Origin of the sequence: Pseudokineococcus sp. 5B2Z-1, from assembly GCF_037482305.1 — a bacterium.
In the GTDB taxonomy this organism is placed as follows: domain Bacteria; phylum Actinomycetota; class Actinomycetes; order Actinomycetales; family Quadrisphaeraceae; genus Pseudokineococcus.
The window spans coordinates 432,758-454,144 of sequence record NZ_JBBHZG010000002.1 but is presented as its reverse complement, the minus strand read 5'-3'; the positions used below and the strand labels follow the sequence as shown (position 1 = coordinate 454,144).

The 21,387-nt window shown below is 76.0% G+C and carries 21 protein-coding genes; 6 read left to right on the top strand and 15 right to left on the bottom strand.

All coding sequences use genetic code 11. From position 1 onward, the window contains the following. Together WDV85_RS06295 and WDV85_RS06290 are read right to left on the bottom strand one after the other, a co-directional pair. Complete coding sequence (locus WDV85_RS06295; protein WP_339569827.1) at positions 1–471, bottom strand: hypothetical protein; 471 nt, start codon at positions 469–471, stop codon at positions 1–3. Between the two features lie 356 nt (positions 472–827). Then, positions 828–1,175: a hypothetical protein gene (locus WDV85_RS06290; RefSeq protein ID WP_339569826.1), complete on the bottom strand. Its 348-nt coding sequence runs from the start codon at positions 1,173–1,175 to the stop codon at positions 828–830. Positions 1,176–1,303: 128 nt separating this feature from the next. On the opposite strand from WDV85_RS06290, the gene WDV85_RS06285 reads away from it, so the two are divergent. After that, entirely contained in the window at positions 1,304–1,945 is a 642-nt protein-coding gene (locus WDV85_RS06285) for a molybdenum cofactor biosysynthesis protein (protein WP_339569825.1), read from the top strand. 569 nt (positions 1,946–2,514) lie between these two features. Next, a complete protein-coding gene (locus WDV85_RS06280; protein WP_339569824.1) occupies positions 2,515–3,561 on the top strand; it encodes an NAD(P)-dependent alcohol dehydrogenase in 1,047 nt (348 codons plus the stop codon). Between the two features lie 178 nt (positions 3,562–3,739). On the opposite strand, the gene csrA is transcribed toward WDV85_RS06280, so the two are convergent. The 6 genes from csrA to WDV85_RS06250 all read right to left on the bottom strand — a co-directional run bounded on the left by csrA (position 3,740) and on the right by WDV85_RS06250 (position 10,500). Beyond that, positions 3,740–4,003, bottom strand: a complete 264-nt coding sequence (csrA, locus tag WDV85_RS06275) for a carbon storage regulator CsrA (protein WP_339569823.1) — start codon at positions 4,001–4,003, stop codon at positions 3,740–3,742. A gap of 163 nt (positions 4,004–4,166) precedes the next feature. Beyond that, on the bottom strand, positions 4,167–4,430 hold the full coding sequence (locus WDV85_RS06270) for a hypothetical protein (RefSeq protein WP_339569822.1): 264 nt from the start codon (positions 4,428–4,430) through the stop codon (positions 4,167–4,169). Positions 4,431–4,441: 11 nt separating this feature from the next. Beyond that, the gene (locus tag WDV85_RS06265; RefSeq protein WP_339569821.1) at positions 4,442–6,340 is read right to left on the bottom strand and encodes a hypothetical protein; all 1,899 of its coding nucleotides are present in this window, start codon (positions 6,338–6,340) and stop codon (positions 4,442–4,444) included. Positions 6,341–6,344: 4 nt separating this feature from the next. Beyond that, positions 6,345–8,414, bottom strand: a complete 2,070-nt coding sequence (gene flhA, locus WDV85_RS06260) for a flagellar biosynthesis protein FlhA (RefSeq protein ID WP_339569820.1) — start codon at positions 8,412–8,414, stop codon at positions 6,345–6,347. A gap of 296 nt (positions 8,415–8,710) precedes the next feature. Then, entirely contained in the window at positions 8,711–9,292 is a 582-nt protein-coding gene (locus WDV85_RS06255; protein WP_339569819.1) for a GtrA family protein, read from the bottom strand. Further along, on the bottom strand, positions 9,289–10,500 hold the full coding sequence (locus tag WDV85_RS06250; protein WP_339569818.1) for a glycosyltransferase: 1,212 nt from the start codon (positions 10,498–10,500) through the stop codon (positions 9,289–9,291). The genes WDV85_RS06255 and WDV85_RS06250 overlap by 4 nt, the downstream gene beginning before the upstream one ends. A gap of 305 nt (positions 10,501–10,805) precedes the next feature. Between WDV85_RS06250 and WDV85_RS06245 the strand changes: the two genes are divergently transcribed. The 3 genes from WDV85_RS06245 (at position 10,806) to WDV85_RS06235 (ending at position 13,796) form a co-directional block, all read left to right on the top strand. Then, the gene (locus WDV85_RS06245) at positions 10,806–11,795 is read left to right on the top strand and encodes a nuclease-related domain-containing protein (RefSeq protein ID WP_339569817.1); all 990 of its coding nucleotides are present in this window, start codon (positions 10,806–10,808) and stop codon (positions 11,793–11,795) included. A gap of 154 nt (positions 11,796–11,949) precedes the next feature. After that, entirely contained in the window at positions 11,950–12,336 is a 387-nt protein-coding gene (locus WDV85_RS06240) for a DUF805 domain-containing protein (RefSeq protein ID WP_339569816.1), read from the top strand. A 1,043-nt stretch (positions 12,337–13,379) separates the two neighbouring features. Then, entirely contained in the window at positions 13,380–13,796 is a 417-nt protein-coding gene (locus tag WDV85_RS06235) for a hypothetical protein (RefSeq protein ID WP_339569815.1), read from the top strand. Positions 13,797–13,987: 191 nt separating this feature from the next. Here WDV85_RS06235 and WDV85_RS06230 read toward each other — a convergent pair whose 3' ends face one another. Then, on the bottom strand, positions 13,988–14,155 hold the full coding sequence (locus tag WDV85_RS06230; RefSeq protein WP_339569814.1) for a hypothetical protein: 168 nt from the start codon (positions 14,153–14,155) through the stop codon (positions 13,988–13,990). Between the two features lie 317 nt (positions 14,156–14,472). Here WDV85_RS06230 and WDV85_RS06225 point away from each other — a divergent pair, with 317 nt between their 5' ends. Continuing rightward, positions 14,473–15,282 (top strand): GNAT family N-acetyltransferase, encoded by an 810-nt coding sequence (locus tag WDV85_RS06225; RefSeq protein ID WP_339569813.1) that lies wholly within the window; start codon positions 14,473–14,475, stop codon positions 15,280–15,282. A gap of 327 nt (positions 15,283–15,609) precedes the next feature. Here WDV85_RS06225 and WDV85_RS06220 read toward each other — a convergent pair whose 3' ends face one another. The 6 genes from WDV85_RS06220 to WDV85_RS06195 form a co-directional block, all read right to left on the bottom strand. Then, a complete protein-coding gene (locus WDV85_RS06220) occupies positions 15,610–17,199 on the bottom strand; it encodes a methyl-accepting chemotaxis protein (protein WP_339569812.1) in 1,590 nt (529 codons plus the stop codon). A 148-nt stretch (positions 17,200–17,347) separates the two neighbouring features. After that, positions 17,348–18,448, bottom strand: a complete 1,101-nt coding sequence (locus WDV85_RS06215) for an EscU/YscU/HrcU family type III secretion system export apparatus switch protein (RefSeq protein ID WP_298988680.1) — start codon at positions 18,446–18,448, stop codon at positions 17,348–17,350. A gap of 3 nt (positions 18,449–18,451) precedes the next feature. Further along, on the bottom strand, positions 18,452–19,231 hold the full coding sequence (locus WDV85_RS06210) for a flagellar biosynthetic protein FliR (RefSeq protein WP_339569811.1): 780 nt from the start codon (positions 19,229–19,231) through the stop codon (positions 18,452–18,454). A gap of 4 nt (positions 19,232–19,235) precedes the next feature. Then, the gene (fliQ, locus tag WDV85_RS06205; RefSeq protein ID WP_339569810.1) at positions 19,236–19,514 is read right to left on the bottom strand and encodes a flagellar biosynthesis protein FliQ; all 279 of its coding nucleotides are present in this window, start codon (positions 19,512–19,514) and stop codon (positions 19,236–19,238) included. Then, complete coding sequence (gene fliP, locus WDV85_RS06200; RefSeq protein WP_339569809.1) at positions 19,514–20,317, bottom strand: flagellar type III secretion system pore protein FliP; 804 nt, start codon at positions 20,315–20,317, stop codon at positions 19,514–19,516. Before fliP ends, fliQ begins: the two co-directional genes overlap by 1 nt. Then, positions 20,314–21,267, bottom strand: coding sequence for a FliO/MopB family protein (locus tag WDV85_RS06195; RefSeq protein ID WP_339569808.1), 954 nt, complete (start codon positions 21,265–21,267; stop codon positions 20,314–20,316). The genes fliP and WDV85_RS06195 overlap by 4 nt, the downstream gene beginning before the upstream one ends. Positions 21,268–21,387 lie beyond the last annotated feature (120 nt).

Sequence of the window (21,387 nt, the reverse complement as noted above, 5' to 3'; positions counted from 1 at the left end):
TCACCACCGGGCGCCGTCGGCCAGCGCGGCGGCCCGGCCCCCGGCGGCCCGCAGGGCCTCCTCGAGCACCCCCTCGGCGCGTCGCAGCAGGCGCGGCCCGAGCTCCTCGCCCTCCTGCGCCGCCCGGTCCGCGAGCGCCGACGCCGTCGCCACCGCCGCGACCACGGCCTCCGCCCGTGCCTCCGCGCCGACCGCGTGCGCCCGCAGGGCCCGCGCGAGCTCGTCGAGGGCCCCCGCGTCCCGCAGCCCGCGCGCGACCACCTCGGCGAGGCGCGCGCGGTAGGCCTCCGCCGCGCGCGAGCGCCACCCCGGGGCGTCGGCGCCCCGGGCCCGGGCGACCTCGGCTCGCACCACGGCGGCCTCCCGGTCGACCCCGGCCGCCGCCAGCCTCAGCGCCGCGGCCGCCCCGCTCGCCGCCGCCGCAGCGGGCACCGCCGCCCGCACCAGCGCCTCGACCCCAGCAGCCACCACCGGCCCCCTCCTCCGCCTCACGCCGACCACCCCTGGTCGTCGCCCGTCGCCGGTCCCCGGGAGGGGACGCCGCGACGCTAGGGAGCGGTGGCGGCGGGCGGCCGGGACGACGGCGGGGATGTGCACCGGGCCGGGGGGCGTCGCCGCTGTGCGCACCGCCCGGACAGCTCCGGCCCGCTCCCCGGCGCGCATCGGAGCGGGGGCGCAGCGTGGTCGAGACCGACGGACGGCGGGACGAGGTCGCGAGACCGACGGACGGCGTCTGCCCGGCGACGTGACGCCGTCGTCCGTCGGTCTCGCGCCCATCGAGGAGGAGCCGGAACCCGGGCTCTCGGCGAGGGGGCCCGGCGGATGGCTCAGGCCGGCCCGAGGTCCTCCAGCTCGCGCACCGCCAGGGGCGGCCCCTGCTGCGCCGTCGTCAGCACGCCCCGGCGCTCCGCGCCCACCACGCGCACCCGGTGGCCGACGAGGCCGCGCCGCGAGGCGCCGAGCAGCCACGTCCGCCCCGACGCCTCCCGCAGGACGACGGCGCCGGCCTCGACCCCCTCCTCGACGACGCCCTCGAGCTCGAGCGGGGGCCCGAGCCCGCCGGCGCTGTCGTCGCGAGCCAGGCGCTGCGCCGCCAGGCGCGCGGCGGTGGACGGCCGGCGGCCGGAGCGCGAGCCGTCCGCGGGCCGGTCGTCGGAGGACGCGTCGTCGGCCATGGCGCCTGCCTACCCCAGGGCGGGGCCGGCCGTCACCCGCCCGGCCCGGGTGAGCGGTGCGCGGAGGGCGCGGTGCACCGCGACGACACCGCACCGCTCCCGCCCGGGGGGCGCGCGAGGATGGGCGCGTGACGGCGGACGCGACGGGCCCGGTGGCCGACGAGGCCCTGGAGGGCCTGCCCGTGCGCACCCCCGTCGAGGTGGTCCTCCTGCTGGCGTCGCCGGAGCACCACTACTTCGGCCGCCCGCGCGACGGCGCCCCGCACCCGCCGTCGGCGGCGCTGCCGCGCGTCGACGTCGTCGCCGGCAAGGGCGTCGTGGGCGACCGCTTCTTCGGCCGCGCGGCCCACATGGACGCCGCCGTGACGCTGATGGCCGTGGAGGCGCTCGAGGGGGTCGCGCGCGACCTCGGGCTCCCCGGCGCCGAGCAGCCCGGCGGCGGCCTCGACCCGCGCCTGCCGCGGCGCAACGTCGTCCTGCGCGGCGCCCCGGTGGACGCCCTGGTGGGCGCCGACCTCGCCCTCGACTGCCGTCGGGCCGGCGGCGGCGTGGTGCGGCTGGCCGGGCGCCGCCCCGCCGCCCCCTGCGCCTGGATGGACCAGGTGCTCGCCCCCGGCGCCCACGCCGCCCTGCGCGGGCGGGGCGGGCTGCGCTGCGTCCCGACGTCGTCCGGCGCGCTCGTCGTCGGCCCCGCCGAGCTGCGCACCGCCGCACCGGTCGACGCCGCGGCCGCCGGCACGCCGGTGCTGCGGCGCGGCCGGCTCCCGTAGCCCCTCCCCGACGGCGTCGCCGCAGGTCTCAGCGCGGGCGGCGGCCCGGGCGGACGCGGGGGGACCGACCGCGGGGCGAGCGCTCGCGAGAGGACGGGTCGCCCTCGTCGGTGGCGCCTCCCGCGGCGTCGCTCGCGCGTCGTCGAGGGCTCGGGGGCTGGACCGGCGGCGGGCGCAGCGGGTCCGGCGCGCGCTCACGCCCGTCCCCGGCGCCGCCCTCGTCCTCGTGCACCGACCGACCTCCCCGCAGGCTCCCGCGCACGCAGGGCGACGGGGACGGCGCCCCGTGGTGCCGCTGCACCCAGGTGAGCACGCTCCGTGGTCGGGCACGTCCCCGAGCGTCGGCACGTCACCCCGACGGGCCACCGTCGGTCACCGTCCGGGTCAGTCGCGGCCACGGCGTCGTCCGCCGGGCGTCAGGACCTCTCGGGCGGGCCCTCCCCCGCCGGAACACCAGCGGGCCTCCGGGGGTTGCCGCTCCCCGTGCCGCCACGGGCGGGTGCGGCGAGGCTGTGGCCGAAGGCCCGCCCCCGTCCGGTGGCGGGTCCGACGACCCGAGGAGAAGCCCTGTGCTGACCGTCAACGCCCGTTCCACCGCCGGCCCCGGCGAGCCGTTCCAGGCGACGACCATCGAGCGCCGCGACGTCGGCCCCGCCGAGGTGCTCATCGACGTCAAGTACGCCGGCATCTGCCACTCCGACATCCACACCGCCCGCGGCGAGTGGGGGAAGACCCTCTTCCCGCTCGTGCCCGGCCACGAGATCGCCGGCGTCGTGTCCGAGGTGGGCGCCGACGTCACGAAGTACGCCGTCGGCGACCGCGTCGGGGTCGGCTGCTTCGTCGACTCCTGCCGCGAGTGCGAGAACTGCCGCGCCGGCGAGGAGCAGTACTGCCTCAAGGGCGAGACCGGCACCTACAACGCGATCGGCAAGGACGGCCGCCCGACCGACGGCGGCTACAGCGAGAAGATCGTCGTCGACGAGAACTACGTCATGGGGATCCCCGAGGGGATCGACCTCGACGTCGCGGCGCCTCTGCTGTGCGCCGGGATCACGCTCTACAGCCCGCTCAAGCACTGGGGCGCCGGCCCGGGGAAGAAGGTCGCGATCGTCGGCCTCGGCGGGCTCGGCCACATGGGCGTGAAGATCGCCAAGGCGCTCGGCGCCGAGGTGACCGTGCTGTCGCAGTCGCTGAAGAAGCAGGAGGACGGCCTGCGCCTCGGCGCGGACCACTACTACGCGACGGGCGACGAGGGCACGTTCGAGTCCCTCGCCGGCTCCTTCGACCTCATCGTCAGCACCATCTCGGCCAACGTGGACTTCAACGCCTACCTCGGGCTGCTCAAGCTCGACGGCGCGCTCGTCCAGGTCGGCGCCCCCGAGAAGCCGCTCGACATCGCGGCCTTCTCGCTCATCCAGGGCCGCAAGACGCTGGCGGGCTCGAAGATCGGTGGCATCCGACAGACGCAGGAGATGCTCGACTTCTGCGCCGAGCACGGCATCGGCGCCGAGGTCGAGGTCATCGGCGGCGACCAGATCGACGAGGCCTACGAGCGCGTCGTCGCCAGCGACGTCCGCTACCGCTTCGTCATCGACACGGCGCGCCTCGTCGGCTGACGACGCACCTGCACCACGACGCCCCCGCCGGACCACCGGCGGGGGCGTCGTGGCGTCGGGGCGGGCGACGGCCGGACCGAGCGCTGCGCCCGCCGAGACCCTGGCCGGGCTCCCGACGGGGAGGACGGCCGGCGCGCGTCGACGGCGAGCGCGTCCCGGGCGGTCGGCCGCGGGAGGGCTACGCGCCGGGCGCGGCCGGGCCCGCGCCGCCGGGGCGGGCGCCCAGACCGGCCGCGAGCGCGGCCACGGCGTCGTCGCTGACCGCGGCGGCCGAGCGGTTGGCCTCCACGACCGCGCGGTAGACCTCCTCGCGGTGCACCTGGACGCTGCGGGGCGCGTCGATGCCCAGGCGCACGACCTCGCCGCGCACCTCGACGACCGTCACGACGACGTCGTCGCCGATGACGATGCTCTCTCCCGCGCGGCGGGTCAGGACCAGCACCCGGCGAGCATAGGCGGGAGTCCGCGCCCGCGGTGCTCCGGGCGCGGCGAGCCCCCCACGCCGCCCCCGGACGCCACCGCCCCGGCGCCGCGGGAGGCGGGCACCGGGGCGGGCGGGCGGGGTGGACGGGCGGGCGGACGTGCGAGGGGGGGCGGGGCGGGCCTCAGCGCAGCCGGTCGGCGAGCTCCTCGGGCACGGTCTGCGCGACGGCCGCCGGCGGGGCCTGGCGCTGGCGCGGGACGCCGGTCGCGCCGGGCCCACCGGCGGGCGCGGGCGCGGCGGCGAGGAGCCGGCGCATCACGGCGCTGACGACGAGCGCGACGACGAGGGCCGCGAGCAGGCGCAGGGACGCCTCGAAGGGCGACGTGCTGCCGACGACCATCCCGTAGACCGCCGGCGAGGCGAGCAGGAGCGTCAGCGCCGTCACCGCACCGAGGCTCACCGGCCGGCCCGGCGGGCGCGACGGGCGGGTGCGGGCTCGGCCGGCGCGGCCTCCGGCGCGCGCGTCAGCAGCGAGGTCCAGGCGCTGGCGCCGCCCTCCCCGCCGTCGAGGCTCGCGACGGGCAGGTCGAGCTCGAGGACGGTCGCCGGGTCGCCGCTGCCGGCCGCCTGGACGACGTGCAGCGCGTCGGGCTCCTCGGCGAAGACGCCGTCGAGCCAGCGGTCGGTGTCGGCGCTCTTGCGGGTCGCGTCGACGACCACGTGCACCTGGTCGGCCTGCAGGGCGCTCACGACGCCGCGGGCCCACCGCACGCTCTGCGGGTCGCACTCGACCTGGACGACGACGACGCCGGGGGCGTCGCCGAGCCGGACCGTCGCCGCCGCGCGACGGGCCGCGACGGCGTCGCGGACCACCTCGCGCCGCGGGGCCGCGGGCCCGGTGGGGCAGGCGGCGACGAGGACGCCCTCGGGGCCGAGCCCCAGCCGGGTGGCGAGGTCGCGGGCGACGACGAGCGCCTCGCGCGGCGCGCCGACGACGGCGACGAGGTCGCCCTCGCTCGAGGGCAGGTGCGGCGCGGCGGGCAGCTCCTCGAGCAGCGCGTGGAGGTCGCCGGCGCTCGCGTCGGCGGGCAGCCGCTCGAGCAGGGCGGCGGGCAGACCGGCCGCAGCCGCCCGCGCCCGCGGCGAGGTGGGGTCGACACCGGTCCCGGCGACCGTGGCGGCGGGGGCCGTCGCCGAGGGGGTCGGCGCGGAGGGGGCCGGCGCGGAGGCGACCGGCGCGGGCGGGACGTCGGCGGGTCGCTCGTCCCGGGCGGGGTCGGCGGCGGGCTCGGCGGCGCGCTCGCGGGCGGGCTGCTGCGCCGCGGCCTCGCCGACGTGGCGGGCGGCGAGGAGGGCCATGAGCTCGGCGACGGCCGCACCCGCGGCGACCGGCTCGGAGCCGCCGGCCGCCGGCTCCGCCGGGGCGGCGGGGCGGTCGTCGGCGTGGTCGGTGGCGGCGTGCTCGGTGGGGGGGATCTCCCGGTGGCTCGGCGCCTCGTCGGGCTCCGCGGCGCCGCGGACGGCGTCCAGGACCGCGGCGAAGGCGGCGCTCTCGGTCGAGACCGGGCGGCCGCGCTCGAGCGGCTCGGTCGGAGCGGCGTGCCGCCCGCGCGGCGCGGCGCCGTCGACGCCGGCGTCCGCGGCCATCGGCCGCCCCGGAGCCGTCCTGCTCGTCCCGTTGATCCCCATCGAGGCATCGTCCCCCGCGTCCGCCGCGTCGACCAGGTGGTCGAGGGCGCCCCGGGCGCGGGCCGAGGGCACGCCGCCGTCGGCGTCCAGCACGTTGGCGCGCACGAGCGCCCGGGCGATCGGGGAGTCGAAGATGTCGCCGATCACCTCGTCGCAGCGGTCCTGGCCCGCGGTCGCCCGCGGGGCGGGCACGCCCGGCGCGGGGGCCAGCGGGGTCCTCGGGTGTCCGAGCACGGGGTTCTCCTCCTGGTCGCGGCCCTGCGGGCCGTGCTGCTGCTGGCGGGCGGTGGCGCCCGTCGTGCTGCTGGTCGTGTCCGTGGTGGCGGCGCTGGTGCCGCCGGCCGGGGTGGGGCTGGTCGTCGTGGCGCTGCTCGTGGTGGCGCTCGTCGCCGTGGCGCTGGCCGGCGCGGCGGCGCCCTCGCCGCTGTCCTCGGCGTCCGCGGCGCCGGGCTTGAGCCCTGCGGCGACCGCGTCACCGCTGACGTCATCGGCGGCGGCGTCGTCGACCTCGACGACGAGCTCGAAGCGCTGGCGGGCGAAGAAGCCGGCCACGCCGCCGACGCGCACGCGCTCGGCGCGGACGACGCGGGCCCCCTCGCCGTGCTCGCTGGCCACGCGGGCCAGGAGCTCCTCCATGCCGTCCCCCTCGAGGACCACGGTGGTCATCGCCTCACACCCCCAGCGCCTGGGCGGCCGGGACCGCGGCGGCCCCCGTCACCGTCCCGACGGTCTCGATGCGGGGGCCGGACGAACCACCACCACCCGCCTCGGAGTAGGACAGCACGGGCAGACGGGGGACGGCCAGGCCGACGAGGCGCCGCAGCGGCGCGCGCAGCACCGGCGCGCACACGAGCACGGGTGACCAGCCGAGGTCCTCGGCCTGCCGCAGGGCGGCGTCCACCTGCTCGACGACGACCTCGGCGCGGCGGGGGTCGAGCGACAGCGTCGCCCCCTCCTCGCCGGGCCGGACCGACTCGGCCATCTGGTGCTCGAGCAGCGGGTCGAGGGTGATGACGCGCAGCACGCCGTCGCGGGCGCAGGCCGCCGCGATGGCGGGCCCGAGGGCCGCGCGGGCCGCGTCGACGAGCGCGTCGAGGTCGGCGCCGCCGCCGCGGCCGCGCAGGGAGAGCGCCTCGAAGATGCGGGGCAGGTCGCGGATGGCGACGCCCTCGTCGAGGAGCGCCCGCAGCACGCGCTGCACCTCCCCCAGCGTCATGACGCCCGGGACGAGCTCCTCGACGACGGCGGGGTCGTCGGCCTTCACCGCGTCGACGAGGGCGCGGACGTCCTCGCGGGAGAGCAGGCGGGCGGCGTGGGTCCGCACCACCTCGGCGAGGTGGGTGACGAGGACGGACGCCCGGTCGACGACGGTCGCCCCGGTCATCTCGGCCTGGTGCTGCAGCTCGGCGGGCACCCAGCGGCCGGCGAGGCCGAACACCGGCTCGCTCGTCGGCGTCCCGGGCAGGTGGTCGAGGTCGTCGCCGAGGGCGAGGACCCGCCCGGGGGGCGCCTGGCCGCGGCCGACCTCGACGCCGGAGATGCGGATGGCGTAGGAGGACGTCGGCAGGTCGATGCTGTCGCGCGTCCGGACGGGCGGGACGACGAGGCCCAGCTCGAGCGCCGTCTTGCGGCGCAGCCCGCGCACGCGGTCGAGCAGGTCGCCGCCGGCGCCGGTGTCCACGAGGTCGACGAGGTCGGGGGCGAGCACGACCTCGAGGGGGTCCACGCGCATCTGCTGGAGCAGGCCCTCGGGGCTGTCGGCGGCCGGGCCGGCCGGGAGCGCGGGGGTCGCCTCCTCCGCCGCGGCCTTCGCCTTCTGCGCCTTGCCGGCCCGCTGGGCGGCGAGCAGGACGGCGGCGCCGAGCAGCATGAAGGGCAGCTTCGGCATGCCGGGGATGATCGCGATGACGATGAGCCCGCCGCCGGCGATGAGCAGCGCGGGACGGTGCTGGAGCAGCTGGGCCGCGGCGTCGGTGCCCATGTCCCCCTGCGTCGTCGCGCGGGTGACGATGAGGCCGGTCGCGACCGAGAGCAGCAGGGCGGGGATCTGCGAGACGAGGCCGTCCCCGACCGTCAGCAGGCTGTAGGTCTGCAGCGCCTCGCCGGCGGGCATGCCCTTCTGGACCATGCCGATGACGAAGCCGCCGACGAGGTTGACGACGGTGATGATGATGCCGGCGATGGCGTCGCCCTTGACGAACTTCGAGCCTCCGTCCATGGCGCCGTAGAAGTCGGCCTCCGCGGTGACGTCCGCGCGCCGCTGCCGGGCCGTGTCCTCGTCGATGAGGCCCGCGTTGAGGTCGGCGTCGATGGCCATCTGCTTGCCGGGCATCGCGTCAAGGGTGAAGCGCGCCCCCACCTCGGCGACGCGGCCGGCGCCGTTCGTGATGACGACGAACTGGATGATCACGAGGATCAGGAAGATCACGAGGCCGATGACGAGCGAGCCGGAGATGACGAACTCGCCGAAGGCCTGGATGACCTTGCCCGCGTGTGCGTCGCCGAGCACGAGGCGCGTCGAGGCGACGTTGAGGCCGAGGCGGAAGAGCGTCAGCACGAGCAGCAGGGCCGGGAAGATCGAGAAGTCCAGCGGCCGGCGCACGTACATCGCCGTCAGCAGGACGACGAGCGCGGCCGTGATGTTGGCCGCGATGAGGAGGTCCAGCAGCGGCGCCGGCACCGGCACGACGAGGAGCAGGACGATGCCGACGACGCCGACGGGGACGCCCAGGCGGCTCACGCGAGAACCCACGTCGTCCTCTCCCCGGGATCGCTCCCGGTGGTCCGGTCGGACCCCGGGGCGGGCTCGGCCCGCCCGGGAGTCCTGCACGTGCGGGTCCGTCCGCCCTGCGCGCCGTCCTGGCTCCCCAGTCCTCGGCAGCGGGGCGGAGGACCTTGAGCCGGACGGGTGCCGTCGGCGTGTCGCGGGCTCCCGGGCGCGTCATCCTCCTCAGCCGCGGGGGCGCGCGAGCCGGTCGCCGGCGCAGGGCCGAGCGGACGAGCGGGGCCGGACGACGGGGAGCGGGGTGGGACGGCTCAGACGGGGTCGCGGTGCCCGCGGAACACGAGGTGGTGCATGAGCAGGTAGCTGGCGGTCGAGGCGACGGCCATGCTGACGAGCTTGGCGAGCAGGTCGGTCGCCCCCGCCGGGAGCGTCGTCGCGTCGAGGACGGTGGCGGCGGCCCAGACGACGCCGGCCCCGAGGGCGACGTTGACGGCGCCCTGGACGGCGAAGCGGACGCGCTGGGCCCGGCGGGCGCGCAGAGAGGAGCGCGCGCGGCGGTCGCCGAAGGTCCACCGGCTGTTCCAGACGTAGCTGTGCACGAGGGCGGCCACGACGGCGACGGCGCTGAGCACCGCGAGCTCCTGCGGCCCGGGCGAGGGCCGCAGGGCGACGAGCGCGGCAAAGACGCCGAGGTCGACGACGGCGTTGAGGCCGGCGACGACGCCGAAGCGCCCCACGCGCCGGGCCGGCGGCACGGAGCGCCCGCGCTCGCGCTCGTCCGCCGGGTGCGAGCCCCACGCCTGCGACTCCCGCTCGGGCGACCCCTGCTCGGGCGGTCGCCGCCCGTCCCGGGTCCGCTCGCCGGTGGCCGTCCCGGACCGGGCGGCGCTCACCGCGCGCCCGCCGGCCGCCGGGCGCCGCCGGGGCCGGCGGCCCGCCGCGCCCCGACCCCGCGCGCCGCCGCGGCCCGGACGGCGCGGGCGTAGACGTCCTCCACGAGCCGCTCCGTCGTGCTCGCCCAGTCCCCCGCCGGTCGGGCGACGGCCGCGCGCGCGGCCGCCAGCCCCGCGGGGCCGCCCCCGTGCGCGGCCGCGGCGGCCGCGCTGCCGGCCGCGACGTCCCGGACCGCGCGGTTCCACGCCGCGCCGTCGGCGCCGGGCGGCACGAGGCGCACCGCGGAGTACCCGGCGGTCGTCTGGCGGGCCGTGCTCGTGTCGAGGGCCACGACGGGCAGGCCGCAGGCCATCGCCTCGAGGAGGACGAGGCCGAGCGTGTCCGTCTCCGAGGCGAAGACGAGCGCGTCGGCGGCGGCGTAGGCGTCGGCCAGGTCGTCGCCGCGCAGCACCCCGGTGAAGACGGCCCGGCGCCCCGCCAGCGTCCGCTCGAGCCGGGCGCGGTCGGGCCCCTCCCCCACGAGCGCCAGCTGCACCGGCGGGTCGTCCTGCGCCAGCGGCACCAGGCGGTCGCAGCCCTTCTCGCTGGCGACGCGGCCCACGTGGAGGGCGACGGGCAGGTCGGGGTCGGGGCCGAGCCGTCGGCGCAGCCGCGTCCCGTCGCGGTCCGGCCGGAAGGCCGCGGTGTCGACGCCGCGCTCCCAGAGGTCGACGTCGTGGACGCCGATCTCCGCGAGGTGCCCGCGGCCGACCGGGGAGGTGGCCAGGCGGACGTCCGCGCGGCGGTAGGTCCAGCGCATCGAGGCGTGGACGAAGCCCTCGAAGGCGCCGAGGTGGTAGTGGCCGGCGTACGTCGCGACGTCGGTGTGGTAGCTGACGACGAGGGGGTGCCGCGACGCCGCCCAGCGGGCCGCCGCCACCCCCATGAGCACGGGGTTGACCACGTGCACGACGTCGGGGGCGAAGGCGCGCACGGCCCGCGCGACGACGCCGTCGGGCAGCGCCCAGCGCCGCCCGCCGTAGAGGAAGGGGACGCTGACCCCGCGGGTGCGGCGCTCGAGCACACCCGGCACCGCCGTCCCGGTGGTCGGCGCGACGACGAGGACCTCGTGGCCCGCCCGCCGCAGCTCGGCGACCGTGCGCTCCAGGCGCGTGACGAGACCGTCGACCTCGGGGGCCCAGACCTCGGAGACGAGCGCGACCCGCACGCCACCATCATGGGGCCTGCGCGCGCGGGACGCCGAGCACAGCCCCAGCGCGTGGGCGCACGGCTCCTAGGCATCGCCTGTCTCCGCACCACCAGCGGGTGGATCCCGCCGCACCGCCACGACGCCCGCGGCCTCCTCGCCCCACGGGCGGCTGCGCAGCGCGCGCGAAGATCCGGCCGCAGCTGCGCGATCTCGAGCAGCGGCCTCCGGCCTCCGGTCTCCGGAGCCGTCGCCGCGTGGTGAGGGCCTCATGGCTGGCGTCGCGCCCAACCCCGGAGTAGCTGACCACGCGCCTGCCCGTTCGGGTGCACACCCGTGCAGGCCACGGCAGCACCTGCCGATGCACCCCTCGGCAGCACGGGAGGAGACGTCAGTTAGACCCAGGCGCAGGAGCACGAGAGCAGGCGCGGCGGCACGCCGCCCGGGCCGAACGTCTCGCCGCTCAGCACGCCCCCGAGGCCACCACAGAGCAGGCGCGCGCCGCACTCGAGCGAGCCCAGCGCCAGGCCCAGCAGTGGGCGGCCGGCGCCCAGGGCGAGGTCCAGGTCGCCAGCGCCCTGAGCGCCCTCGACCGGTACGGGTGGACGGTCCTGCACGACGTCCGCTGGCCCGGCCGCCCCCAGGCCAACCTCGACCACGTCGCCCTCGGCCCCGGCGGAGTGGTCGTCGTCGATACCAAGAACTGGACCGGTCGGGTCGACCTCCGCGACGGGGTGCTGCGCCAGAACGGCTACCACCGCACCCGCGAGGTCGACTCCGTCCTGGCCGCCGCGGCCGCCGTCACCGTCCTGCTCGACCCCGCCCACCGCACCGCGGTCCGCGCCGTCCTATGCCTCGCCGGCCGGGACCTGCCCGCCACGGCCACCAGCAGCGGGGTTGTCGTCGTCGGCGAGACGCACCTGGCTGAGCACCTCGCCGAGCTGCCGGCGCGGCTGAGTCCCTACGACGTCGCCGACCTCGGCCGACACCTGCACGGGCTCCTCGAGCGACCAGCCGGCGCCCCGGCCCGCCGCCGTCGGGCGACGCGGTCGGCCGCGCTTGTCAGCACGCGGCGGACTCATGCCCGCCCCCGCAGGCGACGCCTCGGGCCCCGCCTCGCCGCGACGCTGGCGATCCTGCTCGGCATCTGGTGGATCCTGCAGTCGGTCACCGGACTCCTCACCAGCTACCTCGAGGACCTCAGCATCCCAACAGCGCCCACGCCGGTCGCCAGCCTCGCCCCACCCGCACCGGCGCCAGTCGCCTCCGCCCCGGCTGCCCCGCCCCCGCTCACCCCGGCGCCCGGCACGGGGTGACCGGCGACGCCGCCCTGCGCCCCACCGGAGCCTGCGGCGACCAGGGGTGATGCCGTCCCACGGTTCAGGCCGACCGCTCGAGCGGAGCCGCGCGGCGGGGCACTGACGCCATAGCGTCGCTCCTAGTCCACGTTCATCACGCAGAAGAGGTCGCATGTCCTTCGCGCAGTCCGTCAAGACCGTGCTGAAGAAGTACGCCGTGTTCTCCGGCCGAGCTCGCCGCTCGGAGTACTGGTGGTTCTACCTCTTCACCATCATCGTGAGCATCCCCGCCGCCATCATCGACGGCGAGATCTTCGGCTACGCCATGGACGACCCCGCCCCGCTCCAAGGACTGCTGACCTTGGCGCTGCTGCTGCCCTCGCTGGCCGTCACCGTCCGCCGCCTGCACGACGTCGACCGCAGAGGATGGTGGATCCTCATCGGCATCGTCCCGATCGTGGGGTGGATCGTGCTCCTGGTCTTCACCGTGACCGACTCCAAGCCCGACAACGCCTACGGCCTCACGCCCAAGAGCCCACGGGACCCCTTCGCCAGCTGACCAGTCCCGGGGCCGTCAAATCTCACCGCGCCTACGGTGACGACATGAGCGACGGGCCGCCGGGGACTCCGGCGTCCTCTGGGTGGGTCGCCGTCCGCTGCGTCTTACGCTCCGAGCTAGAGGGCACCGGCATGTACGGAGAGCGGATCACGCTCTGGCGGACGACCACGATGGACGGGGCCATCGCGCGAGCCGGGGCCGAGGCGCAGAAGTACGCCGCGGGCCTGAGCCCCCGCCGGCCGGGCCAACGAGTACGTCGGCCCGGCCCAGGCCTACCTGCTCGCCGACGTTCCCGGAGACGGCGCCGAGGTCCTCTCCCTCGTGCGCGGCAGCGACCTGGCGCGCACGAGGACTGCCTCGACGCGTTCTTCGACACCGACACCGACACCGAACGCCAACGCGACGCCGGCGCCCTCGACGACGAGCCGGAAGAGGGCCCGACAGTACTCTGATGAGCCGTCATGTCAGAACATGGGTTCGGCGCGACTTCATAGGGGTCACAGCGGGCGTCGCCCAGGTCTGCGTTGGCACCGTCAGCACCAAAGGTTTCGATCCACCTTGTGCCGTTCCCAAGAACGCGTCCCGCAGCCGATCGCTCAACGGCACACGCTCAGACCCATCGTCCGCCCCCAAGCAGTACGTCCGCGTTGGCCTCCAAGGCAGAGGCGGCCACCAGCTAAGTTCCGCAGCCGGGCGGGCCAGGCGCTGCTCCACCATGGCGGTGAGTCGATTCGACGAGCTTATTGGACTGCCTACGCGGAGGAAACCTCGTGAGTAAGTTGCCAGGTCTCACGCCTGTTGATCTAGGTCATCTACACCCAGGGCTAGAAACTGCCCAACGCTTTCTGGCTGGTGCTTACGACTCGGTCGACGCGGTGCTCGACAATCTCTCAGTTGTGCGAAGGGTGCGGTCCGCGGAACCGAGGGGTCGACTTACCGACAGCGAGGTCGATCTTCTGCGTGCTGCGATCGCCTTTGCAGGGGCGGGCGTAGACGCGGCACTCAAACAGCTCATCCGCGACGCTCTACCGCCACTTCTAGAGGTGAGCGAGGACGCGCAGTCGAAGTTCACCGCTCACGCTCAAAAGAGATTGGAGAGCGATGCCGGCAACGCCTTTCTGGCGCGCCTCATCACCGCCAGCAACTCACGCGGGGCATTGATCGAGAACTACATCAGGGCCATGACTGGCTCGTCGCTGCAGTCCGTCGAGCAAGTGCAAACAGTCGCCGGCGCCCTCGCGATCACCGACAAGGCGCCCCGAAAGGACATCGTCAAACTTCGCGGTATTTTCGTGGCACGGAACGAGATCGTCCATGAGCTCGACCTAAGGGAACCGTCTCGTCACGGTGACAAGCGGCGTCGCCCGCGAACGATCAGCGCCACCACCGACCTCTGCCACCAAGCGCTAGACATCACCCAGCGCATGATCAACTCTGTGGGCTTGATGCTGGCACCTTGAGCAACGGTCTCTCGACCCGAAGCGTCTTAGCCCACCCACCACCCTTCCACTCGGGAACCGCCTGCTGAGCGACTGCGGCCCCCCGCCGACGGCACCCACCGCTCCCCCGCGGCTGTCCCACATCCGATGGTCTCGCGGGCCTCCCGGTGTCGTGTCGACCTGTCCGCGCTGGCTCTACTCCGGCGCGGTCGTCAGGACGTCCCACCATGGCGACGGCGGCGCACCGACGTCACGGCGAGGAGAACCAGCGCAGCAGCACCGCCGGCGGCCAGCCCGGAGATCAGGCCGACGACCGGATTGTTGAGCACCCCCTGGGCCACCCCGGTGGCCAACGCGATGACAACCACGAGAGAGATCACGAAGGTGGCATCTGTCCGCATCGCTTCACCGTAGCCATCGAGACCCCAGCCATGTGGTCCTCACGCCAGGCCGCGGATGGTCAATCCCCGCTTCTACGGCAACGCCGGGACGTCCCAGCAGACGACCGTCTACCGGTGATGCCGCAGGTCATGGCTGTGACCGAGCGGCGACTGGCGTCGCCTGTCCCGATAGATGGCCTCGTCCGGATGGTCAGTCCCGGACAGGGGGGGTTCAACGGACGCCTTCGGGACCCAGCCGAGTCCGGCGGGAGAAACCCCGTTGCTGTCGAGGGGGGCGGACGCGGAGGGTCTCGCGGATGGACCTCTCCCCCTCCTCTCTGCTCGCGCTCTACGACGAGCAGCTGCGGACCGATGCCGAGACACCGAGTGCTCGAGCGGTCACCCGCCTCGGTCCGCTTCGCCTGGTCACCTTCGACGGTGGCCGCGGCTTCATCACCTACCGCGACCTCGACGGGACGGAGGCGTCCGCCGTGCGCAACCTGGTGGCCGGGGCGCTCGAGCACTACCGCGCCGACCCTTCGGTCGACCGCGTGGAGTGGAAGACCCGGGGCCACGACGCAGCGCCCGACTTGCACAGGGCGTTGCTCGAGCACGGCTTCGCCCCGCAGGAGCAGGAGGTGGTCGTGATGGGCGACGCCCGCTCACTGGCGATCGACGTCACGATCCCGGCGGAGGTCGGTCTGCGACAGGTCACCTCCGAGAAGGACGTCCGAGCGATGAGCGCCATGCAGGACGAGGTCTTCGGCGACCCGGTCTCACCGCGCTACGCCGACGCGCTGCTGCGGCGCCTGGCCACCGGCGACGGGATGGAGCTGTGGGTCGCTGAGGTCGCCAGGCGCATGGTCGGCGCCGCGCGCCTCGAACCGGTCGCGGGTAGCGAGGTCGCCGGCCTGTGGGGTGGAGCCGTGCGCGCCGAGTGGCGCGGTCGAGGCATCTACCGGGCGCTGACCGCAGCGCGGGCACGGTCCGCGCTGCGCCTGGGCAAGCGGCTGCTGCACAGCGACTGCCTCCCGGACTCTCGACCGGTGCTCGAGCGGTCCGGCCTGGTCCCCATCACCACCACGACGCCCTACCTCTGGCGCCGCACCCCGCTCCCCCAGCCATGACCGAGTCGCGGACGCCCGCCCCGCCAACATCGTCAGTACCGGCGGCGTCGCTTCCCACCAGGACGGTGGTGGCTCGGTGCCCTCGGCGAGGACGGTGCCGTAGAGCGTGGCCCGGCTCACGCCGAGGTCCTTGGCCACCGATGTGACCGTGCTCGACATCTGCCTCGGGCGCTGTCGAGAGCGCCCGGGAAGACCGGCAGTCTCGCCGAAGCAGCCAGCCGCCCGCCGCCCCGGTGGCATGTGTGCCGGATCGGGCGGTAGGTACCCGTCCGGCCTCCACGAGATCGGCTCGGACGAGCACCGGCTCGCGCCTAACGACCGCTCCGCTCAGACCGTGAAGCGCCCCACCAGCGTGCGCAGCCGCCCGGACAGCTCGCTCAGCTCGGTCGCCGCGCCGAGCGACTCGGCGACGCCGGTCCGCGTGGCGCCGGCGGCGGCGGCCACCCCCGCGATGGTGCTGGCGATGTCGCCGGCGCCGGACGCGGCGGAGGAGACGCCGCGGCTCATCTCCGCGGTGGTGGCGGACTGCTCCTCGACCGCGGAGGCGATGGTCCCCTGGTAGCCGTTGACCTGGTCGACCACGCCGCTGATCTCGGCGATGGCGGCGACGGCCGCCTCGGTGTCCGCCTGGATGGCCGCCACGCGGGCCGTGATGCCTCCCGTCGCGCGCGCCGTCTCCTGCGCCAGGTCCTTCACCTCGTTGGCGACGACGGCGAAGCCGCGCCCCGCCTCGCCGGCGCGGGCCGCCTCGATGGTCGCGTTGAGCGCCAGGAGGTTCGTCTGCTCGGCGATGGTCGTGATGACCTTGACCACCTTGCCGATCTCCTCCGAGGAGGCCCCGAGCCGGGTGACGAGCTCGGAGGTGCGCGCGGCCACCTCGACGGCATGCTGGGTCACGGCCGCGGCGCTGCCGGCCGTCGTGGCGATCTCGCGGATCGACGCGCCCATCTCCTCGGAGCCGGACGCAACGGTCTGCACGGTCCGGGAGACCTCGGACGCCGCGGCGGACACCTGCGAGGAGCGGGCGGAGGTCTCCTCGGCCGACCCGGCGATGGCGCGGGAGCTGGCCGAGAGCTGGTCCGCAGCCGCCGCGAGCGTGCCGGCACCCGCGCTGACGTCGCGGACGACGCCGGCGACGGCGTCCTGCGCGACCTCGAGCGAGCGGGCCATCCGCCCCAGCTCGTCGTCGCGCTCGACGCGCGGGCGCTGCGTGAGGTCGCCGGCGGCCATGGCGGACAGGACGCGGCCGACCTCGTCGAGCGTGCGCCGCATGCCGCGCACGACGGCCGCGGCCACGACGACCCCCAGGAGGAGTGCGACGAGGGCGAGGGCGACGAGGGCGGCGCCGGTGCTGCGCGCCGTGCCCGCGGCCGCGTCGACCCGGGCGGTCGCCGCGTCGCGCTCGGCGGCGACCGCGCGGTCGAAGGCCGCGGTGAGGGTCGCCACCTCCGAGGAGGTGCCCTGGATGGCGGTCATGAGCGCCGCCTGCTCACCGCTCCGGGCCGCCGGGACGATCTCGTCAGCCAGTGCGCGCCCGTAGGCGTCGAGCGCCGACGCGAGCTCGGCCGCCAGGTCGGGGTCCGCCGCGATGCCCCGGTAGGTCGCCATGTCCTGCGCGATGCGCTCGGTGTCCTCCGCGATCGTGGCGACGCTCGCCTCGGCGGTCATCGGCTGCAGGAGGACGTCGCGGGCGAGCACGCGCTCCTCGAGGTAGGCCGCGCGTGCGTCGTAGACGGCGTCGAGCGCGGCGAGGTTGCGCTCGCGCACGGAGGCGGTCTCGCCGCGGACGTCGTCGAGGGCGACGACGGCCACACCGGCGACCACGACGAGCCCCACGCACGGCAGGGCCGTCGCCGCGGCGATCTTCTGGACGAGGCTGCGGTCGCGGAGCAGGTGGCGGCGGGCGGGTGCGGGCATCGAGGCTCCACGGGGGCTGGGTGGGTCGGCCGGCGGGTCGACGAGCGGGGTCGGCCGGGATGGGGCCGTCTCCCCCGCCCATCGGCGCGTCGGGGGCCGGACCTGAGCCGGGGCGGGGCGCCGTCGGTCGGACGCCCCCGGAGGTCGGTCAGACGCCCGCCGGCACCGCGGGCATCCGGTGGCGGCCGGCGGCGGCGCCGCGGCTGCGCAACCGCATGACGAAGGCGAGCACGCGGGCCACGGCGGTGAAGAGCTCGGCGGGGACCTCCTGGCCGAGCGCGCAGGCGCCGTGCAGGGCGCGGGCGAGCGGCACGTCCTCGACCATCGGCACGCGATGCTCGGCGGCGCGCTCGCGGATCTTCGCCGCGACCGCTCCGGCGCCCTTGGCGACGACGCGCGGGGCGCCCTTCCCGGGCTCGTAGCGCAGCGCCACGGCGACGTGCGTCGGGTTGAGGAGCACGACGTCGGCCGTGGCGATCTCGGCCATCATCCGGTTGCGGCTCATGGCGAGCTGCTTCGACCGGATGGCCCCCTTGAGCTGGGGGTCGCCCTCGGACTGCTTGTGCTCGTCCATGACCTCCTTGCGGGTCATGCGCACGCCCTTGAGGGTCCGCTTCCGCACCACGAGGTAGTCGGCGATCGCGAGCGCGAGCCCGGCGACGACCGCGGTGCGGATGAGGGTCGCCGTGCCGCCGCCGACGGCGTCGACGGTCGCGCCGAGGGGCAGGGAACCGGCACCGACGAGGACCGGCGTGAGGCCCTTGACGGCCAGCCACAGCACGACGCCGAGCACCGCGGTCTTGAGGAGGATCTTGCAGGCCTCCCACCAGGCCTGCGGCCCGAGGATGCGGGTGAGGCCCTGCTTCGGGCTGAGCTTGGAGAACTGCGGCTTGAAGTTCTTCGTCGCCGGGTGCAGGCCGCCCTGCGCGGCCGCCGCGCCGATGGCCACGACGACGGTGACGGCAGCGAGCGGCGCCATGACGAGCGCGATGGAGCGCAGCCCCTCCGACAGCGCCGCGACGGCGAGCTCCGGGTCCGGCGTCGCCGCGACGTCGCGCACGTGCTGCAGCGAGGTCTGCGCCGCCTCCCACCCGCGCGTGACGGTCATCGGCAGCAGCGCGCCGGCGGCGGCCATGCCGAGCCAGGCCCCGACGTCGGGCGAGCGCGCGACCCGCCCCTCCTTGCGCGCCTCCTTGAGGCGCTTCTCGGTGGGCTGCTCGGTCTTCTCCCCGGAGTCACCTCCTGCCACGGGTCACCCCCTCCCGCTCGCGCGCGCCGTGCCCATGACCGTCTCGGCCATCTGGTCGGCGAGCGTGCGGACGACGTCGGGCAGCAGCGTCGCCGTGAGGCCGACGAGGACGAGGGTCACGAGGATCTTCAGGGGGAAGCCGAGCGAGAAGGCGTTGAGCTGCGGCGCGACGCGCGTCAGCAGGCCGAGGCCCACGTCGGTGAGGAAGAGGACGGCGATGAGCGGCCCGGCGATCTGAAGGGCGGCGAGCATGAGGCCGCCGATGCCCTCGGTGGCCACGCGCGCGACGGTGGACAGGTCGATCGCCTGCCCGACGGGCAGCACGTCGAAGGTGCGCAGGAGGCCGCCGAGGACGACGAGGTGGGCGCCGCTCGCGAAGAGCAGCGCGAGCGCGAGCAGCTGGTGGACCTTGCCGAGGATCGACGAGCCGCTCTGCATGAGCGGGTCGTAGCCCTGCGCCAGCTGGAAGCCGCCGAAGACGTCCAGCAGGTCGCCGGCGCTCTGCACGGCCGCGAAGACGAGGTAGCACAGCCACCCCAGGGCGGTGCCGATGACGAGCTCCTGCGCGGCCGCCACGAGCAGCGCGACGGCGCTCAGCCCGGTGGCGACGAGCGCCGAGACGTCGGGCTGGACGACGAGGGCCAGCGCGAGCGCGAGCAGCGCCTTCACCTGCCCCGGGAAGCCCTTGTAGGCGAAGGGCGGGGCCAGCAGCAGCCAGCCGAGGACCCGGAGGCTGGCCAGCGCCGTGGCGACGACCTCGTCGAGCGGCAGCGAGAGCTCCACCGGCTCAGCCGGTCCCGGAGACGAGGCCGGGGATCTGGCCGTAGAGCTCGGTGGTGAAGCTGACCATCTCGATGATCATCCAGCGGCCGCAGACCATGAGGGCGATGCCGACCGCGATGGCCTTGGGCACGAAGCTCAGCGTCACCTCCTGGATCTGGGTGACGGACTGGAAGAGCGAGATGACGAAGCCCACGCAGAGGGCCGTGAGGAGCATCGGGGCCGCGATCTTGGCGGCCACCGTCATCGCCTGGACGGCGACCTCGAGGACGGCGACGTCGTCCATCAGTTCCCCGTCCCGTAGCTGCCGATGACGGCCGTGATGACGAGGCCCCAGCCGTCCACGAGGACGAAGAGGAGGAGCTTGAAGGGCAGCGAGACCGTGACGGGCGGCAGCATCATCATGCCCATCGACATCAGCGCCGCCGAGACGACGAGGTCGATGACGAGGAACGGCACGTAGATGACGAAGCCGATGATGAAGGCCGCCCGCAGCTCGGAGAGCACGAAGGCCGGCACGAGCGTCAGCAGCGGGGTGGCCTCGGGGGTCGCGGGGTTCGGCCGGTCGGCGGCGCGGGTGACGAGCGCCAGGTCGTCGGCGCGGACGTGGGCGAGCATGAAGTCCTTGAGCGGGGCGACGCCGGCCTCGAGCGCCTGCTGCTGGTCGAGGCTGCCGTCGAGGAAGGGCTGCACGCCGAGGTCGTTGACCTGCGCGAGCACCGGCGCCATGACGAAGAGGCTGAGGAACAGCGCGAGGCCCGCGAGGACCTGGTTGGGCGGGGCCGCGGTGAGCCCCAGCGCGTTCCGCGTGATGGAGAGCACCACGAAGATCTTCGTGAAGCTCGTCATCATGAGGAGCAGGGCCGGCGCCACGGACAGGACCGTGATGCCGAGGAGGATGACGAGGGCGCTGCTCGGCTTGCCGTCGACGCCCTGGACGTCGACCGACACGCCCGGCCCCTCGGTGAGGCCCTCGGCGCCGGCCGCCGCGGCGCCCGGCGCGCTGAGCACGAGCAGGACGAGCGCGAGACCCACGAGAGCGGCGGCGAGGACGAGGGCGCGGGCGCGGCCCGCGAGGAGCGCGCTCACCGGCGGCCCGCCAGGTCGCGCACGGCGCCGACGGCCTGGACCCAGGTGCTCGGAGACAGCGCCGACCCGCTGAGCGGGCCCGCGGCCCGGGCGCCGTGCCGGGCGCGGCGCGGGCGGGCGTCGGCGCGCGGGCCCGCCGCGGCGGGCAGGGCATCAGCGAGCAGGGGGGCGGCGGGCGTGCCGGTGGGGACCGCGGCGTCATCCTCGAGGGCGGCACCGAGCTGGGCGTCGAAGGAGACCGGCTGCGGCGCAGGGGCGGACGTCGGGGCGGACATCGCGACGGGGGCAGGGGCGGAGGCGGGGACGGGAGCGGCGCCAGGGGCCGGGGCGACACCGCGGCTCTCCTGCCGCGGCAGGTCGGCGACGGCGGCGGCCCGGCGTCGCAGCTCCTCGTAGAGGGGCTCGGCCCCGGGGAGGGAGCCCGCGCCCGCCGGGGCGGGCGGCAGGACCTCGACGGGCGCGGCGGGGGCGACGGGGGCGACGGCGTCCACGGCCGGCTGCGCGGGCAGAGGCTCGACGGGCAGAGGCTCGACCGGCAGGGCCTCCGCCGCGGGGGCCGCGACGAGCGCCGGCAGGGCGATGACCTCGCGGCGCGACGTCGGCAGCAGCCGCCGAGGGGCCGGGCGGCTCGCCACGGCGCGGGGCCCGCGCGGCGCGGGCTGCGGAGCCGCCTCGACGGGCTGCGCGAGCAGCTCGTCGACGGGGCGGCTGGCCAGCACCTGCACCGAGGAGTCCGTGACGCCGAGCACGAGGCCCGTCCCGCCGACCTGCACCAGCGCGACGCTGGCGCGGTTGGTGAGCTGCTGGCGCGCCAGCACGGAGATGCTGCCGACGGCGGCGCGGGCGCGACCGCCCTGGCCGCGCAGCATCCCGCGGCGCACCATCCAGACGAGGCCGAGCACGGCCGCCAGCGAGGCGACCACTCTCAGCAGGAGACCGAGCGAGTCCATGCCTGGTTCCTCGGCACGTCCGGGCTGCGGGTTGAGCCGGTCGGGTGGTCCGCGCGCGGACGCCGAAGGTCGCCGTCCACCCCACCGGCGCGCCTCCCGCGCGCGCCGTCTTGAGGGTCC

Excerpts from the sequence above, each read along its gene's own strand:
- WDV85_RS06290 (WP_339569826.1), bottom strand. The coding sequence starts at position 1,175 with ATGGCCGACGACGCGTCCTCCGACGACCGGCCCGCGGACGGCTCGCGC.
- WDV85_RS06265 (WP_339569821.1), bottom strand. The coding sequence starts at position 6,340 with ATGACCACCGTGGTCCTCGAGGGGGACGGCATGGAGGAGCTCCTGGCC.
- WDV85_RS06240 (WP_339569816.1), top strand. The coding sequence starts at position 11,950 with ATGTCCTTCGCGCAGTCCGTCAAGACCGTGCTGAAGAAGTACGCCGTG.
- WDV85_RS06225 (WP_339569813.1), top strand. The coding sequence starts at position 14,473 with ATGGACCTCTCCCCCTCCTCTCTGCTCGCGCTCTACGACGAGCAGCTG.
- WDV85_RS06220 (WP_339569812.1), bottom strand. The coding sequence starts at position 17,199 with ATGCCCGCACCCGCCCGCCGCCACCTGCTCCGCGACCGCAGCCTCGTC.
- fliQ (WP_339569810.1), bottom strand. The coding sequence starts at position 19,514 with ATGGACGACGTCGCCGTCCTCGAGGTCGCCGTCCAGGCGATGACGGTG.
- WDV85_RS06195 (WP_339569808.1), bottom strand. The coding sequence starts at position 21,267 with ATGGACTCGCTCGGTCTCCTGCTGAGAGTGGTCGCCTCGCTGGCGGCC.